This is a genomic window from Pseudomonas sp. B14(2017), assembly GCF_002113255.1.
Taxonomy (GTDB): domain Bacteria; phylum Pseudomonadota; class Gammaproteobacteria; order Pseudomonadales; family Pseudomonadaceae; genus Aquipseudomonas; species Aquipseudomonas putida_Z.
Map to the genome: position 1 here is coordinate 22,573 of NZ_NEJY01000007.1, position 18,067 is coordinate 40,639.

General features: G+C 64.9%; 14 protein-coding genes. 11 read left to right on the top strand and 3 right to left on the bottom strand.

From position 1 onward, the window contains the following. The first annotated feature begins 78 nt into the window (after positions 1–78). The 11 genes from CAG34_RS08585 to CAG34_RS08640 all read left to right on the top strand — a co-directional run bounded on the left by CAG34_RS08585 (position 79) and on the right by CAG34_RS08640 (position 12,158). Complete coding sequence (locus CAG34_RS08585; RefSeq protein WP_025338255.1) at positions 79–969, top strand: NAD(+) kinase; 891 nt, start codon at positions 79–81, stop codon at positions 967–969. Continuing rightward, positions 969–1,940 (top strand): metallophosphoesterase, encoded by a 972-nt coding sequence (locus CAG34_RS08590; RefSeq protein ID WP_075044167.1) that lies wholly within the window; start codon positions 969–971, stop codon positions 1,938–1,940. The genes CAG34_RS08585 and CAG34_RS08590 overlap by 1 nt, the downstream gene beginning before the upstream one ends. Continuing rightward, positions 1,937–2,815 carry a rhomboid family intramembrane serine protease gene (locus tag CAG34_RS08595; RefSeq protein WP_025338257.1) on the top strand — a complete coding sequence of 293 codons (879 nt, stop codon included), beginning with the start codon at positions 1,937–1,939 and terminating at the stop codon, positions 2,813–2,815. Before CAG34_RS08590 ends, CAG34_RS08595 begins: the two co-directional genes overlap by 4 nt. A gap of 13 nt (positions 2,816–2,828) precedes the next feature. Continuing rightward, the gene (locus CAG34_RS08600; RefSeq protein WP_003260154.1) at positions 2,829–3,089 is read left to right on the top strand and encodes a YeaC family protein; all 261 of its coding nucleotides are present in this window, start codon (positions 2,829–2,831) and stop codon (positions 3,087–3,089) included. Further along, positions 3,086–3,916: a DUF2797 domain-containing protein gene (locus CAG34_RS08605; RefSeq protein WP_075044170.1), complete on the top strand. Its 831-nt coding sequence runs from the start codon at positions 3,086–3,088 to the stop codon at positions 3,914–3,916. Before CAG34_RS08600 ends, CAG34_RS08605 begins: the two co-directional genes overlap by 4 nt. Before the next feature lie 13 nt (positions 3,917–3,929). Further along, positions 3,930–6,602, top strand: coding sequence for an aminopeptidase N (gene pepN, locus CAG34_RS08610; protein ID WP_085589239.1), 2,673 nt, complete (start codon positions 3,930–3,932; stop codon positions 6,600–6,602). A gap of 288 nt (positions 6,603–6,890) precedes the next feature. Further along, positions 6,891–7,910 carry a YCF48-related protein gene (locus CAG34_RS08620; RefSeq protein ID WP_085589243.1) on the top strand — a complete coding sequence of 340 codons (1,020 nt, stop codon included), beginning with the start codon at positions 6,891–6,893 and terminating at the stop codon, positions 7,908–7,910. Positions 7,911–7,930: 20 nt separating this feature from the next. Continuing rightward, positions 7,931–10,306 carry an RND family transporter gene (locus tag CAG34_RS08625; RefSeq protein WP_024086538.1) on the top strand — a complete coding sequence of 792 codons (2,376 nt, stop codon included), beginning with the start codon at positions 7,931–7,933 and terminating at the stop codon, positions 10,304–10,306. Positions 10,307–10,469: 163 nt separating this feature from the next. Then, on the top strand, positions 10,470–10,760 hold the full coding sequence (locus CAG34_RS08630; protein WP_025338261.1) for a DUF5629 family protein: 291 nt from the start codon (positions 10,470–10,472) through the stop codon (positions 10,758–10,760). After that, positions 10,726–11,856, top strand: coding sequence for a lactonase family protein (locus CAG34_RS08635; RefSeq protein WP_025338262.1), 1,131 nt, complete (start codon positions 10,726–10,728; stop codon positions 11,854–11,856). Before CAG34_RS08630 ends, CAG34_RS08635 begins: the two co-directional genes overlap by 35 nt. Before the next feature lie 122 nt (positions 11,857–11,978). Continuing rightward, complete coding sequence (locus CAG34_RS08640) at positions 11,979–12,158, top strand: hypothetical protein (RefSeq protein WP_085589245.1); 180 nt, start codon at positions 11,979–11,981, stop codon at positions 12,156–12,158. Positions 12,159–12,279: 121 nt separating this feature from the next. Here the strand turns inward: CAG34_RS08640 and CAG34_RS08645 are convergent, their stop codons facing one another. Genes CAG34_RS08645 through CAG34_RS08655 form a run of 3 tightly spaced genes read right to left on the bottom strand, consistent with a single transcriptional unit; the run spans position 12,280 to position 17,749 of the window. Then, positions 12,280–12,873, bottom strand: a complete 594-nt coding sequence (locus CAG34_RS08645; protein ID WP_085589247.1) for a glutathione S-transferase — start codon at positions 12,871–12,873, stop codon at positions 12,280–12,282. Beyond that, positions 12,870–16,514 (bottom strand): AAA family ATPase, encoded by a 3,645-nt coding sequence (locus CAG34_RS08650; RefSeq protein ID WP_085589249.1) that lies wholly within the window; start codon positions 16,512–16,514, stop codon positions 12,870–12,872. Before CAG34_RS08650 ends, CAG34_RS08645 begins: the two co-directional genes overlap by 4 nt. Continuing rightward, a complete protein-coding gene (locus CAG34_RS08655) occupies positions 16,511–17,749 on the bottom strand; it encodes an exonuclease SbcCD subunit D C-terminal domain-containing protein (protein ID WP_085589251.1) in 1,239 nt (412 codons plus the stop codon). The genes CAG34_RS08650 and CAG34_RS08655 overlap by 4 nt, the downstream gene beginning before the upstream one ends. Positions 17,750–18,067 lie beyond the last annotated feature (318 nt).

Genomic DNA, 18,067 nt, shown 5'->3' on the forward strand with positions numbered 1-18,067 from the left:
TAGCCGGTTTGCCGCTACCCGGTGGTTTCGCCCATAATCGCGGCATAGTCACCCGCCGCAGAGCCTCGCAGGAGCCCCATGGAGCAATTTCGCAATATCGGTATCATCGGCCGCCTTGGCAGCTCGCAGGTGCTCGACACCATTCGCCGACTGAAAAAATTCCTCCTCGAGCGCCACCTGCACGTGATCCTTGAGGACACCATCGCCGAAGTGCTGCCCGGCCATGGCCTGCAAACCTCTACCCGCAAGCTGCTGGGCGAGGTCTGCGACCTGGTCATCGTGGTCGGCGGCGACGGCAGCCTGCTGGGCGCCGCCCGCGCCCTGGCCCGGCACAACATTCCGGTGCTGGGCATCAACCGTGGCAACCTGGGCTTCCTCACCGACATCCGCCCCGACGAGCTGGAAGAGAAGGTCGCCGAAGTGCTCGACGGCCACTATCTGGTGGAAAACCGCTTCCTGCTGCAGGCCGAGGTACGCCGCCACAACGAAGCCATCGGCCAGGGTGATGCGCTGAACGACGTGGTGCTGCACCCGGGCAAGTCGACGCGCATGATCGAGTTCGAGATCTACATCGATGGCCAGTTCGTCTGCAGCCAGAAGGCCGACGGCCTGATCGTCGCCACCCCCACCGGCTCCACCGCCTACGCGCTGTCGGCCGGCGGCCCGATCATGCACCCCAAGCTCGACGCCATCGTCATCGTGCCAATGTACCCGCACACGCTGTCGGGCAGGCCGATCGTGGTCGACGGCAACAGCGAGCTGAAGATCGTGGTGTCCAAGGACCTGCAGATCTACCCGCAAGTATCCTGTGACGGCCAGAACCACTTCACTTGTGCCCCCGGCGACACCATCACGGTGAGCAAGAAACCGCAGAAGCTGCGCCTGATCCACCCGCTGGACCACAATTACTACGAGGTCTGCCGCACCAAGCTCGGCTGGGGCAGCCGCCTGGGAAGCAGGGACGACTGATGCTCGATCCGGCGCGTAGTTTCGACATCATCGGTGACGTGCACGGTTGTGCGCTGACCCTTGAACGCCTGCTCGACGCCCTCGGTTACAAGCGTGTGGCAGGCGTGTGGCGCCACCCGCGGCGCCAGGCGCTGTTCCTTGGCGACATCGTCGACCGCGGGCCACGCATTCGCGAGGCGCTGCACATCGTCCACGACATGGTCGAGGCCGGCCAGGCGTTCTGCATCATGGGCAACCACGAATACAACGCGCTGGGCTGGGTTACCCCGGCACTGCCCGGCAGCGGCAAGGCCTTCGTGCGCGAGCATACGCCGCGCCACGCCCGGTTGATCGACGAAACCCTGACCCAGTTTGCCCACCACCCTGCTGACTGGCACGACTTCGTCAACTGGTTCTACGAATTGCCGCTGTTCGTCGACGCCGGGCGCTTCCGCCTGGTGCATGCCTGCTGGGACCCGCGGCTGATCGAGCCGCTGCGCCAGCAGTACCCCGACGGGCGTATCGACGAGCACTTCATCCAGGCCTCGGCGGTGAGCGGCAGCTTTGCCGCCACCGTGTGCAACCGCCTGCTGCGCGGTACCGACATGCGCCTGCCGGACGGCCTGACCCTCACCGGTGGCGACGGCCTGACCCGTGCCTTCTTCCGTACCAAGTTCTGGGAAGAAGACCCGCAAACCTACGGCGACATCGTGTTCCAGCCAGACGCCCTGCCCGCGGAAGTGGCCAGCACCCCGCTCAGTCACAGCCAGAAGAACGCCTTGCTGCGCTATGCCGAAGACGAGCCCATGCTGTTCGTCGGCCATTACTGGCGCAGCGGTCGCCCGGCGCCGATCCGCGCCAACCTGGCCTGCCTGGACTACAGCGCCGTGCTCTATGGCAAGCTGGCAGCCTACCGGCTGGATGATGAAACCCGCATCGACCCGCACAAGTTCGTCTGGGTCGATGTCGACCGCCCACAGGCCAACCAATGAACATTATCGAAGTGATGCGCCTGCCGCTGTCGGTCGACCTCAGCGGCTTCGTTCACCTGCTGCAGCGCCTGCAGGTGCCGCACCGGGTCAGCGAGGAGGGCGATGCCCAGGTGCTCTGGGCCCCCGACACCCTGGCCGCAGACGTCCGCGAACTCTACCAGCGCTACCCCGACGGCAACGCCGACCTGCCAGCCACCACCGATCCTGTGGGAGCGGGCGAGCCCGCGAAAGGGCCCTCCCTGGCGGAACAGGCCCGCGCCTGCAAGATCACCACCCTGACCCTGCTGCTGTGCTTCATCGTTGCCGGCCTCACCGGCCTGGGCGACAACTTCACCACCATCAGCTGGTTCACCTTCCTCGATTTCCGCGTCCAGGGCGACTACCTGTACTTCAGCCCGCTGGCGCAAAGCCTGGACGAAGGCCAGTGGTGGCGCCTGGTATCGCCCATGCTGCTGCATTTCGGCGTGCTGCACCTGGCCATGAACAGCCTGTGGTACTGGGAACTGGGCAAACGCATCGAATTGCGCCAGGGCCCGTGGGCGCTGCTGGGCCTGACCCTGCTGTTCAGCCTGGTGTCCAACCTGGCCCAGCACTACAGCAGCGGGCCGAGCCTGTTCGGCGGCCTTTCCGGCGTGCTGTACGGCCTGCTCGGGCACATCTGGCTGTACCAGTGGCTGGCACCCGACCGTTACTTCAACCTGCCCAAGGGCGTGCTGGTGATGATGCTCATCTGGCTGGTGGTGTGCCTGAGCGGCGTGATCGACACCCTGGGCCTTGGCCAGATCGCCAATGCCGCCCACGTCGGCGGGCTGCTCATCGGATGCCTGACCGGGCTCTTGGGTGGGGCGCTGGCCCGGCGTAAACTGTCGGCTTGAATCAGGAGACACTATGTCCACTTTCGCGCAAATGATTGAAAACATCACCCCGGAAATCTACGAGAGCCTGAAACTGGCCGTGGAAATCGGCAAATGGTCGGATGGCCGCAAGCTCACTGCCGAGCAGAAAGAGCTGTCGCTGCAGGCGGTAATCGCCTGGGAGATGAAAAACCTGCCCGAAGACCAGCGTACCGGCTACATGGGCCCGCAGGAATGCGCCTCGAAGTCCGCGCCGATCGCCAACATTCTGTTCAAGTCGGACTCGGTACATTGATCGAACTCGCTCGTGGCTCGTTGAGCAAGATGGCGGTAAGCCTGCAGGCGCCAGTGGTGCAGTACAGCTTCCGTCTGGATGACACGCAGGTGCCGGTCAACCCGCTGATCGGCCAGCGCCTGCGCCTCGAATACCTCGGCGCCATTCACTGCAGCCATTGTGGCAAGCGCACCAAGACCAGCTTCAGCCAGGGTTACTGCTACCCGTGCATGACCAAACTGGCCCAGTGCGATGTGTGCATCATGGCCCCGGAAAAGTGCCACTACGACGCTGGCACCTGCCGCGAACCGTCGTGGGGCGAACAGTTCTGCATGACCGACCATGTGGTCTACCTGGCCAACTCGTCGGGGATCAAGGTCGGTATCACCCGCGCCACCCAGCTGCCCACCCGCTGGCTCGACCAGGGTGCCAGCCAGGCCCTGCCGATCGTGCGCGTGGCCACCCGCCAGCAGTCCGGCCTGGTCGAAGACTTGCTGCGCAGCCAGGTGCCGGACCGCACCAACTGGCGCGCCCTGCTCAAGGGCGATGCCGAGGAGCTCGACCTGGTCGCCATTCGTGAACAGGTCTTCGACGCCTGTGCCGATGGCCTGCGCGAGCTGCAGGGGCGCTTCGGCCTGCAGGCGATCCAGCCGCTGGCCGACGCCGAAGTGGTGCAGATGAAGTACCCGGTCGAGGCCTACCCATCGAAGATCGTCAGCTTCAACCTCGACAAGGACCCGGTAGTGGAAGGCACGCTGCTGGGCATCAAGGGCCAGTACCTGATCTTCGACACCGGTGTGATCAATATTCGCAAGTACACGGCCTACCAGTTGGCCGTGCTCCAGTAAAAAGGACCTGCACATGCGTACCGAACAACCGCAAGTGATCTACCTCGAGGATTACCAGGCGCCCGAGTACCTGATCGACGAGACGCACCTGACCTTCGAGCTGTTCGAGGACCACACCCTGGTTCACGCGCAACTGGTCATGCGCCGCAACCCGGCACGCGGTGACGGCCTGCCGCCACTGGAGCTCGATGGCCAGCAGCTGGAACTGCTGCGCGCCTCGCTGGATGACCAGGAGCTGCAGCCGGGCGACTACCAGCTCGACGCCGACAGCCTGACCGTGCAGCCCAAGGCCGAGCGCTTCACCCTCGACACCAGCGTGAAGATCCACCCCGAAAGCAACACCGCACTGGAAGGCCTGTACAAGTCGGGCAAGATGTTCTGCACCCAGTGCGAGGCCGAAGGCTTCCGCAAGATCACCTACTACCTCGACCGCCCGGACGTGATGAGCACCTTCACCACCACGGTCATCGCCGAGCAGCATCGCTACCCGGTATTGCTGTCGAACGGCAACCCGATCGGCAGCGGGACCTTCGAGAAAGGCCAGGGAGAAGACGGCCGCCACTGGGCGACCTGGGAAGACCCGTTCATGAAGCCGGCCTACCTGTTCGCCCTGGTGGCCGGTGACCTGTGGTGCGTCGAGGACAGCTTCACCCGCCAGTCCGGCCGTGACGTGACCCTGCGCATCTACGTCGAGCCCGAGAACATCGACAAGTGCGACCACGCCATGGTCAGCCTGAAGAAGTCCATGCGCTGGGACGAAGAAGTCTATGGCCGCGAGTACGACCTGGACATCTTCATGATCGTCGCGGTCAACGACTTCAACATGGGCGCCATGGAAAACAAGGGCCTGAACATCTTCAACTCCAGCTGTGTGCTGGCCCGTGCCGAAACGGCCACCGATGCCGCACACCAGCGCGTCGAAGGCGTGGTCGCCCACGAGTATTTCCACAACTGGTCGGGCAACCGCGTCACCTGCCGTGACTGGTTCCAGCTGTCGCTGAAGGAAGGCTTCACGGTGTTCCGCGATGCCGAATTCAGCGCCGACATGAACTCGCGCACGGTCAAGCGCATCGAAGACGTGGCCTACCTGCGTACTCACCAGTTCGCCGAAGACGCTGGCCCCATGGCCCACCCGGTGCGCCCGGACAGCTTCATCGAGATCTCCAACTTCTACACCCTGACCGTGTACGAGAAGGGCGCCGAAGTGGTCCGCATGGTTCGTACCCTGCTGGGCGCAGACGGCTTCCGCAAGGGCAGCGACCTGTACTTCGAACGCCACGATGGCCAGGCGGTGACCACCGACGATTTCATCAAGGCCATGGAAGACGCCAACGGCGTCGACTTCACCCAGTTCAAGCGCTGGTACAACCAGGCCGGCACCCCGCGCCTGGAAGTCAGCGAGGCCTATGACGCGGCCGCGCAGACCTACAGCCTGACCTTCCGCCAAAGCTGCCCGCAGACCCCGGACAAGGCCGAAAAACTGCCGTTCGTGATCCCGGTGGAGCTTGGCCTGCTGGATGCCGCAGGCAACGACCTGCCGCTGCAACTGGCCGGTGAAGCGACGGCGCAGGGCACCAGCCGCGTGCTGTCGGTGACCGAGGCCGAGCAGACCTTCACCTTCCAGGGCATCCAGGCCAAGCCGCTGCCGTCGCTGCTGCGTGGCTTCAGCGCACCGGTCAAGCTGAGCTTCCCCTACGACCGCGACCAGCTGATGTTCCTGATGCAGCACGACAGCGACGGCTTCAACCGCTGGGAGGCGGGGCAGCAGTTGTCGGTGCAGGTGCTGCAGGAGCTGATCGGCCAGCATCAGCGCGGCGAAGCACTCAAGCTCGACCAGCGCCTGATCAACGCCCTGGGCACCGTGCTCGGCAACGAGTCGCTGGACCCGGCCATGGTTGCCGAAATGCTCTCGCTGCCGGGTGAGGCCTACCTCACCGAAATCAGCCAGGTGGCCGACGTGGACGCCATCCACGCCGCCCGCGAGTTCGCCCGCCAGCAGATCGCCGAGCAGCTGTTCGACGCCCTGTGGGCGCGCTACCAGGCCAACCGCGAAGTGTCGCGCAGCACCGCCTACGTGGCCTCGGCCGAGCACTTCGCCCGCCGCAGCCTGCAGAACATCGCGCTGTCGTACCTGATGCAGAGCGGCAAGCCGCAGGTGCTGCAGGCGACCCTGGAGCAGTTCGAGCACTGCGACAACATGACCGAGCGCCTGACCGCACTGGCCGTGCTGGTCAACTCGCCGTTCGAGGCCGAGCGGGCCAAGGCGCTGGAAGCCTTTGCCGAGCACTTCAAGGACAACCCGCTGGTCATGGACCAGTGGTTCAGCGTGCAGGCGGCCAGTACGCTGCCGGGCGGGCTGGCGCGGGTCAAGGCGCTGATGCAGCACCCGGCGTTCACCCTGAAGAACCCGAATAAGGTACGTGCGCTGGTCGGCGCCTTTGCCGGGCAGAACCTGGTCAACTTCCATGCGGCGGATGGCTCCGGCTACCGCTTCCTGGCGGACCTGGTGATCGAGCTGAATGCGCTGAACCCGCAGATCGCCTCTCGGCAACTGGCACCGCTGACCCGCTGGCGCAAGTATGACGACGGGCGTCAGGCCCTGATGAAGGGCGAGCTGGAGCGGATTCTGGCTTCTGGTGAGCTGTCCAGTGATGTGTACGAGGTTGTGAGCAAGAGCCTGGCTTAAGGGCCAAGGGGGCTGCTTTGCAGCCCTTCGCGGGCACGCCCGCTCCCACAGGGATATCACTGCTTTCAAGGCCTGTGATATCCCTGTGGGAGCGGGCGTGCCCGCGAAGGGCCGCACAGCGGCCCCGGCTTTACAAGGCCGACAACAAAACATAACACCCCGCCCGTTGTGTTCCCGCAAATATCCCCGCTACGATCCCCTCAAGCTATTGCAGGCCTCTAGATCAGGCTTTTCGCAGTACCTGCAGTGCATTGACCCACCAGACAAGAACACAACAGGGGGACAGTCATGAGGGAACAGAACAGGCGCTTTGCCTGGCCATTGGCAGCCGGCGCGGTACTGGCGCTGGGGCTTGGCGTGTGGGCTGACAGCGTGCAAGCCGCTGCCGCCGACGAGTATTCCACCGAATCGGTCAAGGCCAGCCAAAGCCTGCTGATCGACGCCACCCATGCCGGCAAGCGCCTGGTGGTGGTGGGCGATCGCGGTCATATCCTGTTCTCCGACGACCAGGGCAGCACCTGGACCCAGGCGCGGGTGCCCACCCGGCAACTGCTGACCGCGGTGTTCTTCCTCGACGACAAGCGCGGCTGGGCCGTCGGCCACGATGCGCTGGTGCTCGCCAGCAGCGATGGTGGTGCCACCTGGAGCAAGCAGTTCGAAGACCTGTCCCGCGAAGCACCCTTGCTCGATGTCGCCTTCCTCGACGCCCGGCACGGCTTTGCCGTAGGTGCCTACGGCGCCTTGCTGGAAACCACCGACGGCGGCCAGCACTGGCAGGACGTGGCCGAGCGCCTGGACAACCCCGACCAGCTGCACCTGAACGGTATCGCCCAGGTGCGTGACGCGGGCCTGTTCATCGTCGGCGAGCAGGGTGGCATGTTCCGCTCCGCCGACAACGGCCAGACCTGGGCCAAGGTCGAGGGCCCTTACGAGGGCTCGCTGTTCGGCGTGATCGGCACTGCCCAGCCGCATACCCTGCTGGCCTACGGCCTGCGCGGCAACCTGTTCCGTTCCGCCGATTTCGGTGACAGCTGGCAGCCGATCGAGCTCAAGGCCGCACGTGGCAATCTCGAATTCGGCCTGGCAGGCGCTACGCTTGTCGAGGACGGTAGCCTGGTGCTGGTCGGCAATGGCGGCAGCGTGCTGCGCAGTACCGATGATGGCCAGACCTTCAGTGTCTACAACCGCGCCGACCGCATTGCCCTGGCCGGCGTCAGCGGCCTGGCCGATGGCGGCCTGCTGCTGGTAGGGCAGGGTGGCGTGCACCTGGCTGACCCGCAGGGTGCTGACCAGGAGGTGCGTCCATGACCAGCAGGGAGAGCATCACCATGCACCCGCATCACCAGGACAAGGCCACGCTGCTCGAACGCCTGATCTTCAACAATCGCCCCGTGGTCATCGCCCTGTGCGTACTGGTCAGCATCTTCCTGTTCTGGCAGGCCACGCAGATTCGCCCATCCACCAGCTTCGAGAAGATGATCCCGCTGCAGCACCCGTTCATCGAGCAGATGATGGAGCACCGCAACGACCTGGCCAACCTCGGCAACACCGTGCGCATTTCGGTGGAGGCCGTGAATGGCGACATCTTCGACAAGGACTACATGGAGACCCTGCGGCAGATCCATGACGAAGTGTTCTACATCCCTGGCGTCGACCGTGCCGGGCTGAAGTCGCTGTGGAGCCCCAGCGTGCGCTGGAGCGAGGTCACCGAGGAAGGCTTTTCCGGTGGCGAGGTGATCCCCAACACCTATAACGGCTCGCAGGACAGCCTCGACACCCTGCGCGACAACGTGCTCAAGTCGGGCCAGGTGGGGCGCCTGGTGGGCAACAACTTCAAATCCAGCATCGTTGACGTGCCGCTGCTGGAGAGCTACCCAGACCCGCAGGACCCGGGCAAGCAGGTGAAGCTGGACTACCAGCAGTTCTCGCACCAGCTGGAAGAAAAAATCCGCGACAAGTTCCAGGCACAGAACCCCAACGTCAAGGTGCACATCGTCGGCTTCGCCAAGAAGGTCGGCGACCTGATCGACGGCCTGGTGATGGTGGCGATGTTCTTTGGCGTCGCCCTGGCCATCACCTGGGTGCTGCTGTACTGGTTCACCTGGTGCATCCGCAGCACCATCGCCGTGCTCATCACCACCCTGGTGGCGGTGGTCTGGCAGCTGGGCCTGATGCATGCGGTGGGCTTTGGCCTGGACCCGTACTCGATGCTGGTGCCGTTCCTGATCTTCGCCATCGGCATTTCCCACGGGGTGCAGAAGATCAACGGTATCGCCCTGCAGTCGAGTGACGCCGACAACGCCCTGACCGCTGCACGACGCACGTTCCGCCAGCTGTTCCTGCCGGGGATGATCGCCATCCTTGCCGACGCCGTGGGCTTCATCACCTTGCTGATCATCGACATCGGGGTGATTCGTGAACTGGCCATCGGTGCTTCCATCGGTGTGGCGGTGATCGTGTTCACCAACCTCATCCTGCTGCCGGTGGCCATCTCCTATGTCGGCATCAGCAAGAAGGCCGTCGAGCGCAGCAAGCAGGACGCCACCCGCGAGCACCCGTTCTGGCGCCTGCTGTCGAACTTCGCCAGCGCCAAGGTGGCGCCGGTGTCGGTGGCCCTGGCGCTGGTCGCCTTCGCCGGTGGCCTGTGGTACAGCCAGAACCTGAAGATCGGCGACCTCGACCAGGGCGCGCCAGAACTGCGCCCCGACTCGCGCTACAACCAGGACAACAACTTCATCATCAGCAACTACTCGACCAGTTCCGATGTGCTGGTGATCATGGTCAAGACCCCGCCGGAAAGCTGCTCGATCCACTCGACCATGGCGCCGATCGACGAGCTGATGTGGACCATGCAGAACACCCCGGGCGTGCAGTCGGCAATTTCCCTCGTGACCGTGTCCAAGCAGGTGATCAAGGGCATGAACGAGGGCAGCCTGAAATGGGAAACCCTGTCGCGCAACCCGGACATCCTCAACAACTCCATCGCCCGCGCCGATGGCCTGTACAACGGCGACTGCTCGCTGGCGCCGGTGCTGGTGTTCCTCAACGACCACAAGGCCGAAACCCTGGAGCGGGTCACTGCCGTGGCCAAGGCGTTTGCCGACAGCCACAACAAGGAAGGCCTGCAGTTCCTGCTGGCGGCGGGCAATGCCGGGATCGAAGCGGCGACCAACGAGGTGATCAAGTCGGCCGAGCTGACCATCCTGATCCTGGTGTACATCTGCGTGGCGGTGATGTGCCTGATTACCTTCCGCTCGTTCGCCGCCACCCTGTGCATCGTCCTGCCGCTGGTGCTGACCTCGGTGCTGGGCAACGCGCTGATGGCCTACATGGGCATCGGGGTCAAGGTGGCGACCTTGCCGGTGGTGGCGCTGGGTGTGGGCATTGGCGTGGACTATGGCATCTACATCTACAGCCGGCTGGAAAGCTTCCTGCGCGCCGGGTTGCCGTTGCAGGAGGCTTATTACGAGACCCTGCGCTCGACTGGCAAGGCGGTGCTGTTCACCGGGTTGTGCCTGGCCATCGGCGTGTGCACCTGGATTTTCTCGGCGATCAAGTTCCAGGCGGACATGGGGCTGATGCTGACCTTCATGCTGCTGTGGAACATGTTCGGTGCGCTGTGGCTGTTGCCGGCGCTGGCAAGGTTCCTGATCAAGCCTGAGAAGATGGTGGGCAAGGAGGGGGGCTCCATTTTCGCTCATTGACCGCAAGGGGCCGCTATGCGGCCCATCGCGACACAAGGCCGCTCCTACAGGGGAACGCGTATCGGCAGGTTGATGCGATCCCTGTAGGAGCGGCCTTGTGTCGCGATGGGCTGCAAAGCAGCCCCAAGGCTATAATGCCAACTCATTTCAGATTGGTACCCCCATGTCCCCCCTCGCCACCGCCCTGCAGTCCTGCGACATGCTCCTGATCGACGGCCTGCACGCCTTCGACTTCACCTCCGATGAATCCGGCCTCACCATCGAATGCATGGACGGCCGCCAGCTCCGCCGCTGGTCCTTCACCCCCGAGCAGATCACTGCCGCCATCGCCGTGGGTGACGAGTGGCAACTCGACGATGCCAACGGCGAGCATCGACTAGTCTGTATGAGTGCCTTTCGTGCCCCGGATGATGACGAAGATGAATCGGATCTGGACGAGCCTGCTGACCGCTAGCCTGATGAGCGTGACCCTCCACGCCCACGCCGCCACCTTGCTGGTGGGCAGTTACACCGATGGCGCCAGCCAGGGCATCTACCGCTATCAGTTTGACGAAAAGACCGGCCATATCGACCCTGCGCCGCAGCAGGTGGTGAAGAGTGTCAGCCCTTCGTGGCTGGTATTGTCGGCCGATCAACGCCAGCTGTTCGCGGTCAATGAAACCCCGAACGGCCATGCCAGCAGCTTCAGCGTCAGTGCAAAAGGCGAGATCAAGCCCATCAACCAGGTGGCCAGCCAAGGTGACGAGCCGACTCACGCCAGCCTCAGCCAGGACCAGCGTTATCTGTTCGTGGCCAACTACGCGGTCAAGCCCGACCCTGGCGGCAGCCTGGTGGTAATCCCGGTGGCCAAGGACGGCAAGCTCAAGCCGGTGGTGCAACAGGCCCGGCACAAGGCGAGCGGGGTCAACCCCGAGCGCCAGGCTGGCGCCCATGTGCATTCGCTGGTGCTGTCACCGGACGGCCGCCACCTGTATGCCAGCGACCTGGGTGCCGACAAGGTGTTCATCTACCGCTACGACGGTGCCAGCGCAGACCACCCGTTGACGCCGGCGATCCCCGCGTCGGTGGATCTGCCGCCGGGCAGCGGGCCGCGCCACCTGTTGTTCGACGCCAAGGGCCGGCACGCCTACCTGACCTTGGAAATGAGTGCCGACGTGGTCATGTTCGATGTGCAGGAGGGCAACCTGGTCGAACGCCAGCGCCTGCCCCTGACCGAGAGCAAGGAAGCTGCGGCGAAAGCGGCAGGTGGCTTGCACTTGTCGGCAGACGGGCGCTTCCTGTATGTGAGCAACCGAGGCACGGCCAACGAGATCGTGGTGTTCAGCGTGGGCAAGCAGGATGGCCAGCTGACATTCCTGCAGCGCCGTTCGGTGGAGGGGGATCATCCCCGCGAGTTCGCCCTCGATCCGAGTGACAACTTCCTGCTGGTGGCCAACCAGAAGAGCAACCAGATCGTGGTGATACGCCGCGATCCGCGCAGCGGCAAGCTGTTGGAGACGGTGCAGACGCTGAAGCAGGATGCGCCGTCGGACCTGAAATTCATCGAGTGATATCGATCGGCGTGATAATCGATACTGGCGCAATGAATTTTTGCCTGCGGCTTCGGCGGCGTAAGTTTGACCCAAGGCCCAAACGGGCCAACGTCAAACCACCGCCGTCGAGGTCAGCCCAGATGAACTTCAATCTCTTCCCGGTCATTGCCGCATCCGCCATTTCCGCTTCGGTCGTATTGCCGACGCATGCCCATGCCGACAGCAGCGGCAAGGCGTCTACTACCCATAGCTACACCGAACAGTACCTGCGCCAGAGTGCCAACTTCCATGCGGCATTGAGTGGCAAGCACACCCACTGAATGTTGTACTGGCCCTATCGCCGGCAAGCCAGCTCCCACAGGGGTTGAGCAGGCCTCAGGTCCAGCGCCGTCCCTGTGGGAGCCGGCTTGCCGGCGATAGGGCCAGTACAGGAAACAGGGTTCATTTGGCCATTACGGCCTTGAACAGCTCCGAAGCCAACCACCCCTCCAGCCAGCTCCGCACCCGCGGATAAGCCGCCTCGGCGAACCACTGCGGTTCGACCCCGGCAAACTGGCGCATCAGGGGCAGCAACGCGGCATCGGCAATGCTCGGGTGCGTGGCCAGCAAGTAGGGCCTGCCTGCCAGCAGGCCTTCGAGCTCCGCCAGCCAGGCCTCGGCCTGCTGGCGGTAATGCTCGCGGGTATGCTCGGGGTAGCGCTCGGCATACTTGTACAGGTTCACCTGCGCCTTGAACGTGCTGTCGTTGCGCGCAATCAGTGTTTCAGCCTGCTGCGCCGCCACAGGGTCGGCCTGCAGCCGCCAGTCCTGTGGGTCGTTTTGCTCCAGCGCCCAGCGCATGATGTCCAGGCTTTCTTCGAGCACCCCGGCACCGGTATCCAGTACCGGCACCGTGCCCTTGGGTGACAAGGCCAGCAGTTCTGCCGGCTTGTTCTTCATCGCTACCTCGCGAATCTCCACCTCGCACCCCGCATAGCGCAGGGCCAGGCGCGCGCGCATGGCCCAGGGGCAGCGGCGGAACGAGTAGAGGATCACCCGCACACCTCCACGTCACTCAGGCCATTGCCTTGGCGGCGTACCTGGATCTGCACCGGGATGCGTTCGTGCATTTCCTGCACGTGGGAAATCACCGCCACCTTGCGGCCCTGGGCCTGCAAGCCGTCGAGGGCGTCCATAGCCAGTTGCAGCGACTCGGGGTCGAGGCTGCCGAAGCCTTCATCGATGAACAGCGATTCGATGCGCAGTGTGCTGGAGGCCATCGAGGCCAGGCCCAGGGCCAGGGCCAGCGACACCAGGAAGGTTTCCCCGCCAGACAGCGAGTGCACCGAACGCAGTTCGTCACCCATCTCGGTGTCCAGCACCAGCAGGCCGAGGGCGCTGCCGCCGCGCTTGAGGCGGTAGCGGCGGGCCAGCTGGCGCAGCTGGGCGTTGGCATGGTGCAGCAGCAGGTCGAGGTTGTAGCCCTGGGCGATCTTGCGGAACACATCGCCCGAGGCCGAACCGATCAGGGCGTTCAGGCGAGCCCAGCGTTGCCACTGCTGGTGGGCCTGTTCGATTTCCGCCGCCAGCGCCTGGTGCGCCTGTTGGCGACGCTGGTCATCGGCCTGCTGTGCACGCAGTTCGGCGCATTGCTGCTCATGGCCGGCCAGGCGTTCACGCAGTTCGGTCAGGGCCTGTTCCAAGGCGTCGGCCGAGGTGTCCACGGTCATTTGCGCGGCATGTTGCTGCAGGCGTTGTTCACGCTCCTGCAGCAGCACGCGGCCCTGTTCGATGGCCTTTTCGGCGCCTTGCAGGCGCTGGCGCAGCTCATTGACTTGTACGTCCTCCATGCCCAGCAGGCGATCCAGGCCGGCGTCGTCCAGTTCCGGGTGTTCTGCGCGCCACTGGGCGATCTGGCCCTGCAACTGCTGGCACTCGGCGTCCAGCGCCTGCTGCTGCTGGGTGTTGGCCTTGAGTTCGCTGGCCAGTTGCACGCCTTGGGTACGCAGCTCCTGCAGGCGCTGGGCAGTGTCGGCGTCGAGGGCGCGGGCCTGCTCCAGCGCGGCGTCCATGTGCTGTTGCCAGGCTTCGGCGCTTGCGTGCCCGCCAAGCAGTTCGCCAAGCGAAGCCTGGGCCTGTTGGCGCTGCTCGTCGAGGGCGGCAAGTTTCTGCTGCAGCTGCTGATGGGTCTGCACGCGTGCCTGCTGCTGGTCGCGCAGCTTGTCCAGCTGGGCCTGGCGGGCTTGCTGTTCTTCCTGTTCGTCCTTGCGCTGCTCCAGTTGCTGCAGGCGTTGGGCGATCTGCTGATCCAGGGCGAGGAAGGCATTGGCCGGGTCGTCGTTCAAGGCCTTGAGGGCCTCTTCGGGCAATACGCCGGCAAGGTCCGCGAGGCCTTGCTGCAACTGCTGCTCGTCGCTGGCCAGGGCCTGGTGCTGTTGCTCCAGGTGGCGCTGGGCTTGCTGTTGCGCCTGCTGGGCGGCCTGCAGTTGCTGGTTGAGACGGGCTGCATCTTTTTGCAGGGCGAGCAGGGCGCTCTGGCGTTTCTCGTCCTGGCCGATTTCTTCGTCCAGGCGCCGCAGCTGGCTGTCGAGCCAGGCACTGCGGGCCTTGTCGTCCTGCGGGGCCAGGGCCGGCCACAGGCTGTGCGCCTGCACCTGGGCCACCAGCGGTTGCAGCTGTTCGTCCAGGTACTGCTGTTGCTGCTGGAAATCCTTGAGCTGGGCGTTGACCACGCCCAGCTGGGTGCGCAGCTCCACCAGCTTGCTGTTGAGGGTTTCGACCTGTTTCTGCGCGGCATCTTCTTCGGCCTGGTCATGGCGACCCAGGCTTTGCAGCAGCGCTTCAGGCTGGTGGAACGGGTGTTCGGCGCTGCCGCACACCGGGCAGGGTTCGCCGGCGCGCAACTGGCCGCGCAACTCTTCGACGCTGGTGTTGCGTGCCAGGCGCTGGCGTTCCAGCAACTGGCGGGTGAGGTTGAGCGCTTGCTCGGCGGCTTCCAGCTCGGCCTTGGCGGCGGTGCCTTCGGTAATCAGTTGCTGGCGCTGCTGCATGGCCTGCTGCTGACGCACGCGCACGGCCTCCAGCTGCTGGCGCAGTTCCAGTTCACGGCCATGCAGGCGTGACAGCTCTTCCACGGCGCGCTGCTGCTTGCGGTTGTCCTGCAGCATGCCACCCAGCAGGTCGATCTGTTCTGCCAGGGCCTGGGGTTCGGCCTTGGCTTCGCGGAACAGCAGCTCGAAGGCATCGCGCTCGGCCTGCAAGTGCGCATTGGCCTGGCTGGCCTGGGCTTGCAGGCCGGGCAGCTCTTCACGGCCCTTGGCCAGGCGGCCCCCGATCAGCATCACTTGCTTCAGTTGCGGCAGGTAGGCGTGCCAGGCATTGGCCAGGCCTGCCAGGTGCTGGCTGTCGGCGAGCGCGGTGTCGATCTGCGCCAGTTGCTGCAGGCTGCGCTGCTGGTTGTCTTCCAGCTGCTGCAGGTGCTGCTGGCCTTCGGCGACCTGCTGCTCGGCCTGCTGGCCGGCGCTGCGCTGTGCTGCCAGCTCCTGCTCCAGACGGGCCAGGTTGTCCTGGGCGGCGAAGGCCTGGCGCAGGCGAGGGGCGTTCTCGCTGTGTTGGGCCTGGCTATCGGCAAGCGCCTGACGCGCGGCGTCCAGCGCCTGTTCGAGCTCGCTGGTGCGCACTTGCAGCTCGGCTTGCTGCTGCTGTTGTTCGGCGATCTTCGCTGCCAGCGGTGCCAGTTGCGCGGTCAGTGCCTGCTGGCGGTGGAACTGGTGACGCTGCGGGGCCAGACGCTCCAGGCGCACAAGGTCCAGGCGCTGGTCAGCCAGTTGTTGCCAGCCCTGCTCGGCGGCCTGCAGCGCGGTGCCGGCTTCGGCGTGCTGGGCCTGCAGCTGGCGCTGCTCGTTCAGCCAGTTGCGTTGCTGCTCCAGCTGGCGCTCGCCGGCCTGGTCGGCCTTGAACTGCTGTTGCGCCTGTTCCAGGCGCTGGTCGAGCTCGGCGCGGGCTTCGGCGGCCATCGGCAGCAGGTGGCTGGCACGGTCCTTCAGGGCATTGTGGGCCTCGCCGGCTTCGCGTGCCTTGCTGAAGGCCCGCTGGCCCAGGCGGGTGTAGATGGCGGTGTTGGTGAGCTTTTCCAGCAGCTCGCTGCGTTCTTTGTCGTCGGCCTTGAGGAAGGCGCCGAATTCGCTCTGGGCCAGCATCACCGCGCGGGTGAACTGTTCGAAGTTCAGGCCCAGGCGGGCTTCGACCAGTTGCTTGTATTCGTTCTTGCCGCTGCCCAGTACCTGCTCGCTGTCCAGGTCATAGAAGCTCTGGCGGCTGTGCTGCAGCTTGCCGTTGGCCTTGTCGCGGGCGCGGTTGGCTTCCCAGCGGGCGCGGTAGCGGCGGCCATCGATGCCGACGAAATCGACTTCGGCAAAGCCGCTGCCGGTGCCGCGGCGCAGCAGGTTGCGCGGGTCGGAGGTAGGGATCTCGCCGTCTGCATCCGGCACCTTGGCCTCGCGGCCAATGTCGTTCAGCCGTGGCACGGTGCCGAACAACGCCAGGCACAGGGCGTCGAGCAGGGTACTTTTGCCCGCCCCGGTAGGCCCGGTGATGGCGAACAGGCCGGCGCTGGCCAGCGGTTCGGCGGTGAAGTCGATATCGACCGGGCCGGCCAGGGATGCCAGGTTCTTCAGGCGGATGGCAAGAATCTTCATGGCTGTTCCTCTTCCTGCTGCACGTCCTGCAACAGCAGGGCGAAGTCGGCCAGCGCCTGTTCGTCGGCGGGGTTGCCATAGGCCTGCTCCCAGGCGCGGCTGAACAGGTCCTGCGGGGTCATCTGGGCCAGTTCGACAAAGGCCAGGTCATCGTCTTCGGCATTGTTGCGGCCGGCGTATTCGGCGCTGATGCGGATCAAGCGCACGGCCTTGCCTTCCAGTGCGGTTTCGATCTGCTGGCGCAGGTCGGGTTGCGGCTCATCCAGTATCACCCGCACCTCCAGCCAGGGCTGGCGGTTGGGGTCTTCGAGCAGGTCGATCACTGGCAGCTCGGCCAACTGCTCCAGCAGTTCGCCCAGTGGTGCCGGGCCGACCCGTTGCAGGGCCACGGCGCGCGGTACCGGGCGCGGTTCGACGCTGATCAGGCCAGTGCCGTCCAGCTCCACTTCCAGCACCTGGTGCGGGTAGTTGATTTCGGCGAACGACAGCGGGATCGGCGAGCCGCTGTAGCGGATGCGTTCTTCGCGGTTGACCTTCTGCGGCTTGTGCAGGTGGCCCAGGGCGACGTAGCTGATGGCCTTGTCGAACAGCTTGGCCGGCAGCGCCTCGGCGTTGCCGATGATCAGGCTGCGCTCGGAGTCCTCCGACACCGCGCCACCGGCCATGTGCGCGTGGCTGATGGCGATCAGCGCCTGGTCCTTCTTGCGCTTCTTTTGCGCGGCGGCGATCAGCTGCTGGTGCACCTGGGTGATGCCTTGCAGGTAGTCGTCGCCCAATTGCGGGCCGGTCACCTCGGCCGGGCGCAGGAAGGGCAAGGCCAGGCACCAGGCGGCGACCTTGCCACGGCCGTTGGTCAGCGGAATCAGCAGGCGCTCGGCGTCCAGCTGGCCCTCGTCCAGCCAGTGCACACGGCCCAGGGCATGGGTGCGCAGGCGGCGCATCAGTGCCGCGGGCAGCTCGATGCGCGAGCCGGAGTCGTGGTTGCCGGCGATCATCACGATGTCCAGCTTCGGCTGTTGTTCGTGGGCCTGGACGATGAAGTCGTAGAGACGTTCCTGGGCTTTGACCGGCGGGTTGACCGTGTCGAAGATATCGCCGGCGATCAGCAGCGCATCCGGCTGGCGCAGGCGCAGCTGGCCGAGCAGCCAGTCGAGGAAGCAGGCGTGTTCGAAGTCGCGTTCCTGGCCGTGCAGGCTTTGGCCCAGGTGCCAGTCGGAGGTATGAAACAGACGCATGGATGACCTGTTGGTGTCGAGTCGAGCAAGCGGGGAAAGGGCGGTATGGTAACCCAAGCATGGGGCTAACAGGTGCTCGCCTGAAAGTGTGTCGGCGAACACCTGGCAGCCTTGATGTGATCACGCTTTCTGTAGGAGCGGCCTTGTGTCGCGAAAGGGCCGCATGGCGGCCCCGGCGATTTTGCGGTGATGAAGATCCTGGGGGCGCTTTGCGCCCCTTTCGCGACACAAGGCCGCTCCTACAGGGGCCGCGCTTGTCTTGGGGCTGTGTCCTAAGCGGGTTGATTCTGAAGCATTGGGGTGCAGGTTCAGAAATAT

What these genes read in the sequence shown, in the direction of transcription:
- CAG34_RS08585 (WP_025338255.1), top strand. Translation starts at nt 79, where the DNA reads ATGGAGCAATTTCGCAATATCGGTATCATCGGCCGCCTTGGCAGCTCG.
- CAG34_RS08590 (WP_075044167.1), top strand. Translation starts at nt 969, where the DNA reads ATGCTCGATCCGGCGCGTAGTTTCGACATCATCGGTGACGTGCACGGT.
- CAG34_RS08595 (WP_025338257.1), top strand. Translation starts at nt 1,937, where the DNA reads ATGAACATTATCGAAGTGATGCGCCTGCCGCTGTCGGTCGACCTCAGC.
- CAG34_RS08600 (WP_003260154.1), top strand. Translation starts at nt 2,829, where the DNA reads ATGTCCACTTTCGCGCAAATGATTGAAAACATCACCCCGGAAATCTAC.
- pepN (WP_085589239.1), top strand. Translation starts at nt 3,930, where the DNA reads ATGCGTACCGAACAACCGCAAGTGATCTACCTCGAGGATTACCAGGCG.
- CAG34_RS08620 (WP_085589243.1), top strand. Translation starts at nt 6,891, where the DNA reads ATGAGGGAACAGAACAGGCGCTTTGCCTGGCCATTGGCAGCCGGCGCG.
- CAG34_RS08625 (WP_024086538.1), top strand. Translation starts at nt 7,931, where the DNA reads ATGCACCCGCATCACCAGGACAAGGCCACGCTGCTCGAACGCCTGATC.
- CAG34_RS08630 (WP_025338261.1), top strand. Translation starts at nt 10,470, where the DNA reads ATGTCCCCCCTCGCCACCGCCCTGCAGTCCTGCGACATGCTCCTGATC.
- CAG34_RS08635 (WP_025338262.1), top strand. Translation starts at nt 10,726, where the DNA reads ATGAATCGGATCTGGACGAGCCTGCTGACCGCTAGCCTGATGAGCGTG.
- CAG34_RS08640 (WP_085589245.1), top strand. Translation starts at nt 11,979, where the DNA reads ATGAACTTCAATCTCTTCCCGGTCATTGCCGCATCCGCCATTTCCGCT.
- CAG34_RS08650 (WP_085589249.1), bottom strand. Translation starts at nt 16,514, where the DNA reads ATGAAGATTCTTGCCATCCGCCTGAAGAACCTGGCATCCCTGGCCGGC.
- CAG34_RS08655 (WP_085589251.1), bottom strand. Translation starts at nt 17,749, where the DNA reads ATGCGTCTGTTTCATACCTCCGACTGGCACCTGGGCCAAAGCCTGCAC.